Genomic DNA, 1,533 nt, shown 5'->3' on the forward strand with positions numbered 1-1,533 from the left:
CGGGGCAATATGAAGACCGTGAAACGGGCTTGTATTATAATCGCTTTCGGTACTAGGATAAGGACAGTGGGCAGTATATTTCACCAGATCCCATCGGGCTGGTTGGTGGGTTGAATCCTTATGGGTATGTGCATTGTCCGACTGGTTGGATTGACCCATTAGGATTAAATGCTTCTTTATCCGGTGGTACTTATGCAGCCAGCTCAGCCCAAGGGGCATTGCTCAATCAGTATTACAATACAGCAGAAAGTGCAAATGATGCTGTAAATAGCTTAAAGATGACAGGAAAGCTTCCTAATAATTACGTAACAAAATCTCAAGCTGAAGCAGCTGGTTGGTCTAGAGGAAAGGCTCTTGGTAATTATGTCCCTGGAGGGCAAATTGGGGGAGATATTTTTGCCAACAGCACAGGTATTTTACCTGATTCCCCTGGAAGGATATGGTATGAAGCCGATATTGGTTTGGACAATAAAATGTCTAGAGCTAAGCAGCCAGGAACTCGTTTATTGTATTCTAATGATGGATTAACTTACATAACATCTAATCATTATGAAACAGCAGAATCATTAGATATTTGTAATTGTAAAGGGAAGAAATAGTCATGAAGAACATCATATTAGATGGTAATCAGCAAAGCACTCCTCTAGAGGTATACAAAGTATTTTGTAATGAATTTGATTTTGGTCCTTATTTTGGAAATAATCCTGATGCATTATATGATTTCATGATTCCAATCGATAAATGTGATAAACCTGTAATTATTACTTGGAAAAATAGCAATGTTTTTAAAAGTAAGTACCCAGTAGAATTTGAACAATTACAGTCTGTCTTCAAAAAAATCTCAGAATTTGAAAAGTTTAACAAAAAAAACTTTGATTTTGAGCTCCTATAAGATAGGTCTTTTTATCTGTATAACCGATTAAATATTTAGCCAGAAGATCATCCAACCTTCTGGCTTCTTTATTTTTTAGAGCCGCTCAATTTACCCTTTAGCCGCTGATAGACTCCGCCATCAGCTCGCGCATGGTGTGCCGTATGGCGGTTAGCTGCGCTTGCTGTTGTTGGTTCTGCTGCTTTATTGCTCGAATGTCTTCGCTGTCGGGTATCAACACCAAACAACCGTTTAAGATTTTCACCGTGAACGTGAAACCTGTCTCAAATCCTGCTTCCTTTAGCCACTGCCCTTTAAGGTGTATCGCGGGCGGCGGGCTGGTTTTGCTGCCGTTCGGGGTATCCACTTCCCTTAAAATAAGACAGCGATAATTAGATTTTCTGTCCTAAAAATTGCAGAGGTCATAATGAAAAAAGCCCATTTTACTGAAACTCAGATCGTTAATATTTTAAAACTTGCTGATTCTGGTATGAAAGTGGACGATATTTGCCGCCAAAATGGGATTAGTAACGCCACTTATTATAATTGGAAATCAAAGTATGGCGGCATGGAAGCTAATGATGTTAAACGATTAAAAGAGCTTGAAGAGGAAAACACGAAACTGAAAAAGCTCTTTGCGGAAGTCAGCCTTGAAAATCAGA

General features: G+C 39.1%; 4 protein-coding genes and 1 pseudogene. 4 read left to right on the forward strand and 1 reads right to left on the reverse strand.

What is annotated here, in order from left to right; all coding sequences use genetic code 11:
- The 3 genes and pseudogenes from PR675_RS21095 to PR675_RS20810 form a co-directional block, all read left to right on the forward strand.
- A pseudogene (locus PR675_RS21095) lies at positions 1-167 on the forward strand (RHS repeat-associated core domain-containing protein); the annotation flags it as partial.
- A gap of 51 nt (positions 168-218) precedes the next feature.
- Positions 219-599 carry a ribonuclease domain-containing protein gene (locus PR675_RS20940; protein WP_400494954.1) on the forward strand — a complete coding sequence of 127 codons (381 nt, stop codon included), beginning with the start codon at positions 219-221 and terminating at the stop codon, positions 597-599.
- Between the two features lie 2 nt (positions 600-601).
- Complete coding sequence (locus tag PR675_RS20810; protein WP_272526485.1) at positions 602-892, forward strand: barstar family protein; 291 nt, start codon at positions 602-604, stop codon at positions 890-892.
- 97 nt (positions 893-989) lie between these two features.
- Here the strand turns inward: PR675_RS20810 and PR675_RS20815 are convergent, their stop codons facing one another.
- A complete protein-coding gene (locus PR675_RS20815) occupies positions 990-1,238 on the reverse strand; it encodes a SymE family type I addiction module toxin (RefSeq protein ID WP_272526484.1) in 249 nt (82 codons plus the stop codon).
- A gap of 60 nt (positions 1,239-1,298) precedes the next feature.
- On the opposite strand from PR675_RS20815, the gene PR675_RS20820 reads away from it, so the two are divergent.
- Positions 1,299-1,533: transposase (locus PR675_RS20820; protein WP_272582980.1), on the forward strand; the 235-nt coding region annotated here is incomplete at its 3' end.

This window comes from Providencia sp. PROV261, assembly GCF_028477945.1.
Taxonomy (GTDB): Bacteria; Pseudomonadota; Gammaproteobacteria; order Enterobacterales; family Enterobacteriaceae; genus Providencia; species Providencia stuartii.